The 6,273-nt window shown below is 49.1% G+C and carries 6 protein-coding genes; 1 reads left to right on the top strand and 5 read right to left on the bottom strand.

Going from position 1 to position 6,273, the window contains the following annotated elements; all coding sequences use genetic code 11:
* Window positions 1-167: 167 nt before the first annotated feature.
* The 4 genes from K4A83_RS13630 to K4A83_RS13615 form a co-directional block, all read right to left on the bottom strand.
* Window positions 168-1,124, bottom strand: a complete 957-nt coding sequence (locus tag K4A83_RS13630) for an NAD-dependent epimerase/dehydratase family protein (RefSeq protein WP_407810033.1) — start codon at window positions 1,122-1,124, stop codon at window positions 168-170.
* Between the two features lie 305 nt (window positions 1,125-1,429).
* The gene (gene rpmB / locus K4A83_RS13625) at window positions 1,430-1,666 is read right to left on the bottom strand and encodes a 50S ribosomal protein L28 (RefSeq protein WP_017303787.1); all 237 of its coding nucleotides are present in this window, start codon (window positions 1,664-1,666) and stop codon (window positions 1,430-1,432) included.
* A 55-nt stretch (window positions 1,667-1,721) separates the two neighbouring features.
* The gene (locus K4A83_RS13620) at window positions 1,722-2,702 is read right to left on the bottom strand and encodes a cysteine synthase A (RefSeq protein ID WP_265265145.1); all 981 of its coding nucleotides are present in this window, start codon (window positions 2,700-2,702) and stop codon (window positions 1,722-1,724) included.
* A gap of 48 nt (window positions 2,703-2,750) precedes the next feature.
* A complete protein-coding gene (locus K4A83_RS13615) occupies window positions 2,751-3,287 on the bottom strand; it encodes a tetratricopeptide repeat protein (RefSeq protein WP_265265143.1) in 537 nt (178 codons plus the stop codon).
* Between the two features lie 195 nt (window positions 3,288-3,482).
* Between K4A83_RS13615 and K4A83_RS13610 the strand changes: the two genes are divergently transcribed.
* The gene (locus K4A83_RS13610) at window positions 3,483-4,016 is read left to right on the top strand and encodes a cyclic nucleotide-binding domain-containing protein (protein WP_265265141.1); all 534 of its coding nucleotides are present in this window, start codon (window positions 3,483-3,485) and stop codon (window positions 4,014-4,016) included.
* Between the two features lie 179 nt (window positions 4,017-4,195).
* Here the strand turns inward: K4A83_RS13610 and sir are convergent, their stop codons facing one another.
* Window positions 4,196-6,103 carry a sulfite reductase, ferredoxin dependent gene (sir, locus tag K4A83_RS13605; RefSeq protein ID WP_265265140.1) on the bottom strand — a complete coding sequence of 636 codons (1,908 nt, stop codon included), beginning with the start codon at window positions 6,101-6,103 and terminating at the stop codon, window positions 4,196-4,198.
* Window positions 6,104-6,273: the final 170 nt, after the last annotated feature.

The raw sequence follows: 6,273 nt of genomic DNA, 5'->3' as shown, positions 1-6,273 counted from the left end.
AATCGCGGTCGGACAGCCCGTGATTCAAAATGCTTTCGGAGACGTTCTGTCGGGGTCAATTTCTGATTGGCTAGACAAGAGTCTATGAGGAAAGAATCCACTCGCCTTTAGGCAGTGGAGTGTCAACAGAAGGATGGCACGAGAATGCTCCGTTTCCTGATTACTGTTCACGGCAGAAACTCTAACAAAACCTCCTCAACGGTTCGAGGTTGCCAGTTGAGGGCTTTTCGGGCTTTGCTGCCATCCACCCGCACACATCGTTCATAAACGTAGTGTAATCGCTCCTGACCAATGGGGGGATTCCAGTTAAAAAGCCGCCCGAGGACTTCTAAAATTGAGGCAACGACTACAACGAGGGGTTTGGGGGCTTCGTGGGGGGTGGGGATGCCTGTCGCTTGGCTCAAAAGGCGGAACATTTCCCGGCTGGGGAGTTCTCCGGCGGAAATGATGTAATGTTCTCCGGTGGGGGCTTTTTCGGCGGCTAGAATCATGGCGGTGACGAGATCATCGACGTGAACAATGCCTGTAATGCGATCGCCCCCTAACCAGAATTTTAAGCGTTTTTTCAGGAACAGGTGAATCACCGGACCAAAGTGAGGATCATCGGGGCCAAATATCCCCGACGGCATGACACTAACCACGGGAAAGCCTTGGCGGGCGGCTTGATCGACTAATTGCTGGGCGAGGTATTTGGTGCGGTCATAGGCAGAAGAAAAGCCTTGTTGTTGCCGTTGGAAGGTTTCGTTAATAATCTGACCTCGGGTGTCGCCATAGATGCCGATGGTGCTGCAATAGACCATTTTAGACACTCCGGCGGCTTGGGCGGCAGCTAACAGGGTGCGGGTGCCTTCGACGTTCACTCGTTCCATTTTCGCCGCGTCTACAATGCCCAATTCCACATAGGCGGCCGTGTGAAAGACGGTATCAACGCCTTCTAGGGCGCGGTCTAGGGCTTGGCGATCGCCAATATCCCCATAAGCCCACTCTACCTCTACCCCAGCCAAGCGTTCCAAGTTACTGGAAGCCCGCACATAGGCCACCACCTCCACCCCCCGCCCCACTAAGGCCTTAACGAGGTGAGAGCCAGTAAATCCGTTCGCGCCTGTGACCAATGCTCGCTTCATCATTTTTCTCCTCTTAATGTGCAAAGAAGACCCTTATTTAGGGCTTGCTGAAAAAGCCCAACGCTAGACTCAACAAGGGAATTGATAATTGACAATTGATAATTGATAATTGACAATTATCTCCGACTCCCCCGCTCCCCCTCTCCCCTGCTCCCCCGCTCCCCTGCTCCCCTGCTCCCCCTCTCCCCTGCTCCCCTGCTCCCCAAGTTATTCAGCAGACCCTATTTATTAGCCCCCAAAAATATAACCCATCCCCAACTCAGAGTAGAGGGGATGGGCAAAAACCAGACCACACACGGATGGAATTAATAGTGATTGAGATTGAGGCCAGCCTCTTGGGCAACCGCTTGTAATCCTTTTTTTTGAATGGTTTTAATCGCTTTCGTAGACAGTTTCAGACGAACCCAACGATTGCCTTCAGGCCACCAGATTTTTTTCCACTGGAGATTAACCTGTTGCAGCTTTTTCGTGCGACGGTGGGAGTGGGAGACGGCATAGCCATTATTGGCTTTTTTACCCGTGACTTGGCACTTACGAGACATGAAAATCCTCCATGATATTTATTCGCAATCTCCCATTATAGGATAAAATCCCGCCCTACACACCCTCGGGCCATAAACCGCGCTCTTTTAACCAAGCTTCATTAAACAACTTGGACTGATAGCGAGAACCACCATCACACAGCACCGTTACGATAGTATGACCGGGCCCGAGTTGTTTGGCTAAGGCATAGGCAGCCCCCACATTAATCCCCACGGACCCACCCATAAATAACCCATCTTTGCGCAGCAGTTGATAAACCACCCTTAAACATTCGGGGTCATCAATTTGAATCGCATCATCAATGGGGACTCCTTCCATATTGCCTGTAATGCGGCTGTTGCCAATCCCTTCCGTGATGGAACTCCCTTCGGGGTTAATTTGCCCGGTTTTCACATAACTATAAAGACCGCTCCCCATTGGGTCAGCCACCACACAACGAACATCAGGATTTTGTTCCTTGAGGAATAACGCCACCCCGGCATAGGTTCCCCCGGTTCCGGTAGCGGCCACCCAAGCATCGACTTTTCCCTCCGTTTGTTGCCAAATTTCGGGCCCGGTTGTTTCATAGTGGGCGTTCCGATTGGCTAAATTATCAAACTGATTCGCCCAGATCGCGTTTTCCATTTCTTGGGCCAGTCGTCCTGAGAGTTTAACGTAGTTGTTAGGGTCTTTATAGGGAACCGCAGGCACCGGACGAACTTCCGCCCCGAGGGTGCGCAATAGGTCCATTTTTTCCTGAGATTGGGTTTCGGGAATAATAATCAAGCATTTATAGCCCTTAGCATTGCAGATATGGGCTAAACCGATGCCTGTATTGCCTGCGGTGCCTTCAACGACGGTGCCACCGGGTTTGAGTAGTCCTTGTTTTTCCGCATCTTCAATAATATACAGGGCGGCGCGGTCTTTCACCGATCCTCCGGGATTAAGAAATTCGGCTTTCCCGAGAATTTCGCATCCGGTTTCATCACTAAAACTATTGAGACGAATCAGGGGGGTATTCCCAACTGTGCCGACAAAGCCTTGTTTAATATCCATAAGGGTTATTTTTCTAGGGGTTTTCAAAAATTGCGCCTTTCTCATCCATTAGGACGCGCTGCCCACTCGTTTACGCAGGGACTCGGCGCGGCGCTTGGCGATCGCATTTTGCGGATCATATTGCAGGGAAGCCTCATAAGCTTCTAAGGCCGGACTGACCAGCTTTTTCTTTTCATAGACATTACCCAAATTGTTTAAAGCAATCACATATTCGGGATACAGTTTGATCGCATCTTTATAATGGCGAATGGCTAAATCATACTGTTCCTGAGAAAAGTAGGCAAACCCAAGGGCATTGTAGATTAAGGCGGCGTTTTCTGCGGGAATTTCTTCTTTCTCAGCCGTTTTTAACGCCTTTTGTAACAATTTTACAGCTTGTACAAAGAGCTTTTTGTCTAAATACAGGCTGCCCAGTTCATAATACTCCTCGGCTGTGCCTTGTTCCTGTTCGAGTTGCCGTTGCAGTTTGGAAAAGCGACTTTCTTGGCGACGGGTGCGGAAAATCTGCTGAAACAGAAAGACCGCTACCCCCGCCAGTAAGACCAATAGGGTAGATATATAGATGATGGGCAGAATGTCATCCATGAGTAATTAAAGGTTCAAGTTAAAAATTGACAGTTTTTCTATTCTCCCATTGAGTGTCCCTCTCTCCCAAATCTGATAGGCTCTTGATGCTCATTCGTCCGGTTTGGGAGGATTAAACCTGAAAATCTATCAGGGATCGGGCATACAATGAGGAAGATAGAAGCAAAAGGGGAAGTTATGGAGAAAACCAAAACCATGACAATTAAACGCCGCAAAGCATTGTTGATGCTAGGTGAGTTGAATAATGATGATCTCGATTGGATGCTGAGGATGGGGAAAAAGGAAACCATTGCACCCGGACAGATTTTAATTCATGAGGGACAGCCCTCCATGGCAATTTATATTGTTCTTGATGGGGAGTTTAATATTTTGTTGGGGAATCGCCCTCTGGCTAAAATCGGCACAGGGGAGTTAATCGGGGAAGTTTCGTTTCTCGATCAACAGGTTCCGGTGGCAACGGTACAAGCGGCTACGGAATCGGTGATTCTCTCCATTCCTCGCTGGCATTTGGTGCTACAACTGCAAAAAAGTATCGGTTTTGCAGCGCGTTTTTACCGAGGTTTGGCTTTATGTCTCTCCGATCGGATGCGCGGCACGATCAAGCGTTTGGGCTATGGTATCGATGTGGCACAACTTTATGAGGAACACGAGTCTTTTGAGGAGACGGAAGTTGAACGTTTGGAGTTAGCCCAAGCGAAGTTTAATTGGTTGCTACAATACCAAGAATAGAACTCATGAATTCATCAGGGAAGCAGGGGGCGTTCATTTGAACGCCCCCATTGTATTTAGGGCTTGCTGAATAACTCGGGGAGTCGGGAGCAGGGGAGCAGGGGAGAGGGGGAGCAGGGGAGCAGGGGAGCAGGGGAGAGGGGGGAACAATTCCCTATTCCCTATTCCCTGTTCCCTCGTTAAAGATAAGCGTCGAGGGCTTCTGCCACTAATTGGGTCATGGATTTATTCTGATTTTGGGCGGCGACTTTGAGTTTTTCGTAGACTTCATCATGAACACCAATGCGATAACGGATTTTACGACCTTTACGGGCTGTGTTTGCAGATTCTTGGTATTGGGCGGCAAATTGACGAAGGGCATCAAAACCGACGCGATCGCAAAACTCTCCAAAACTCTCCCCGGTTTGCCGCTCCTGCTTGAAATACACAAACAGAGGTTCAAGGAAGATTTCCAGATCCCGAATGGGCAAACGGTCAATATAAGGGCGAGCGAGTTTGGTTTGATGAGGAGTCCCCCCTAACCAGATTTGATAACTTTCCGGCGCACTGCCTACAAAGCCCAATTCTGCCATATAAGGACGGGCGCACCCATTAGGACATCCCGTCATGCGAATGACGATTTTTTCCTCTCCGAGTCCCACTTGATTGAGGACCCCTTGAATCCGGTCGAGAATGCCCGGAATGGCTCGTTCTGACTCGGTAATGGCTAGCCCACAGGTAGGTAGAGCGGGGCAGGCCATCGCATAACGGGTCAAGGTGGGGATTTTCTGGGGATCCGTCACGACTCCATACTGATCAAAAATGGCCTGAATGGTGTCTTTAAATCCGGGGTCAATTTCGTAGAGGATCAGGTTATGGTTCGGGGTGAGACGCATGGGCAGGTTAAACTGCTGCACAATGGCATGGAGGGCGGTTTTTAGTTTAAAATCTCCCTCATCTTTCACCCGACCATTATCAATGGAGAGGCCTAAAAAGAGTTTGCCGTCTCCTTGTTCGTGCCAGCCTAAATAATCCTCGTATTGCCAAGCGGGGAGGGGTTTAAAGGGTTCAATGGGACGACCAAAATATTTTTCTACCCTGCTGCGGAATTTGTCTACACCCCAGTCATGGATGAGGTATTTCATCCGGGCATGACGACGATTGACGCGATCGCCATAATCCCGTTGTGTGGCCACAATGGCTTTCATGAAATCATAAATATCCTCCTTTGCCACATAGCCAATTTCATCCGCTTGCCGGGCAAAGGTTTCCTCTTTATTGTGAGTCCGCCCTAAACCCCCTCCAGCATAGACATTAAAGCCCTCTAATTCCCCTTGTTCATTGGTCATTACCACCAGACACACATCTTGGGTATAGAGATCCACCGAGTTATCCCCCGGCACCGTCACACAGCACTTAAATTTCCGGGGCATATACTGAGTGCCATAAATGGGTTCTTCCCCCTCATGGAAAATCGTACCGTTGCCGTTGCGTTGTCGGGCGGCTTTCACTTCTGGCGCTTCTTCGGCACTGATTACCTTTTCCCCATCTAGCCAAATTTCATAATAGGCTCCGGTTTGGGGGGTTAATAAATCGGCAATCCGATCCGCATAATCCCAAGCATAAATATAGTCTGGGCGGTTTTTATAGGGGGCTGGGGGAGCCATGACATTGCGGTTTAAGTCCCCACAAGCACCCAAGGTGGAGCCCATACTTTTCACGATGGAACTAATGACCGTTTTTAAGTTTTTCTTTAGAATGCCGTGAATCTGAAAGCCTTGGCGGGTTGTAGTGCGTAGGGTATGGTTGCCGTATTCATTAGAGAGACGGTCTAGGGTTAAATAGAGTTCAGGGGGAATAAACCCGCCGGGGCTGCGGGTGCGCAACATCATTTGATAGTCTTTTTCCTGCCCTTTCACCCGATTATCTCGATTGTCCTGTTGATAAGACCCATGAAATTTAAGAATTTGTACGGCAGCTTCGCTGAAGTGGGTGGTATCTTCCAACAGTTCTGTCGCAACAGGTTCACGCAGATAGTGGCTCCGTTGTTTGAGGCCTTCGAGTTTGGAGCGTTTTTCGGTAGCTTGAGGGGTGGGAGTTTGAACCATAGGAAGTTAATGGGTTGAAATAAACTTTCGCGTGAGCTTCGGTTGATTGCTCTATCCGCCGTAAATCCAGTAGATCGGCTGTCCGGAAAGGAGTATATCCGGTAACTCGGTCGGGATTACGGGAATTCTTATTATACCAAGTCCGTCTATTTGCGATCGCAAAAGATTTT

This window comes from Spirulina subsalsa FACHB-351, assembly GCF_026130165.1.
In the GTDB taxonomy this organism is placed as follows: Bacteria; Cyanobacteriota; Cyanobacteriia; order Cyanobacteriales; family Spirulinaceae; genus Spirulina_A; species Spirulina_A subsalsa_A.
Note: the sequence above shows the minus strand (reverse complement) of the source record. Positions and strands in the feature narration are given on the sequence as shown.

Coding starts and splice junctions, on each gene's coding strand:
- sir (WP_265265140.1), bottom strand. CDS start 6,103: ATGGTTCAAACTCCCACCCCTCAAGCTACCGAAAAACGCTCCAAACTC.
- K4A83_RS13610 (WP_265265141.1), top strand. CDS start 3,483: ATGACAATTAAACGCCGCAAAGCATTGTTGATGCTAGGTGAGTTGAAT.
- K4A83_RS13620 (WP_265265145.1), bottom strand. CDS start 2,702: ATGGATATTAAACAAGGCTTTGTCGGCACAGTTGGGAATACCCCCCTG.
- rpmB (WP_017303787.1), bottom strand. CDS start 1,666: ATGTCTCGTAAGTGCCAAGTCACGGGTAAAAAAGCCAATAATGGCTAT.
- K4A83_RS13630 (WP_407810033.1), bottom strand. CDS start 1,124: ATGAAGCGAGCATTGGTCACAGGCGCGAACGGATTTACTGGCTCTCAC.
- K4A83_RS13615 (WP_265265143.1), bottom strand. CDS start 3,287: ATGGATGACATTCTGCCCATCATCTATATATCTACCCTATTGGTCTTA.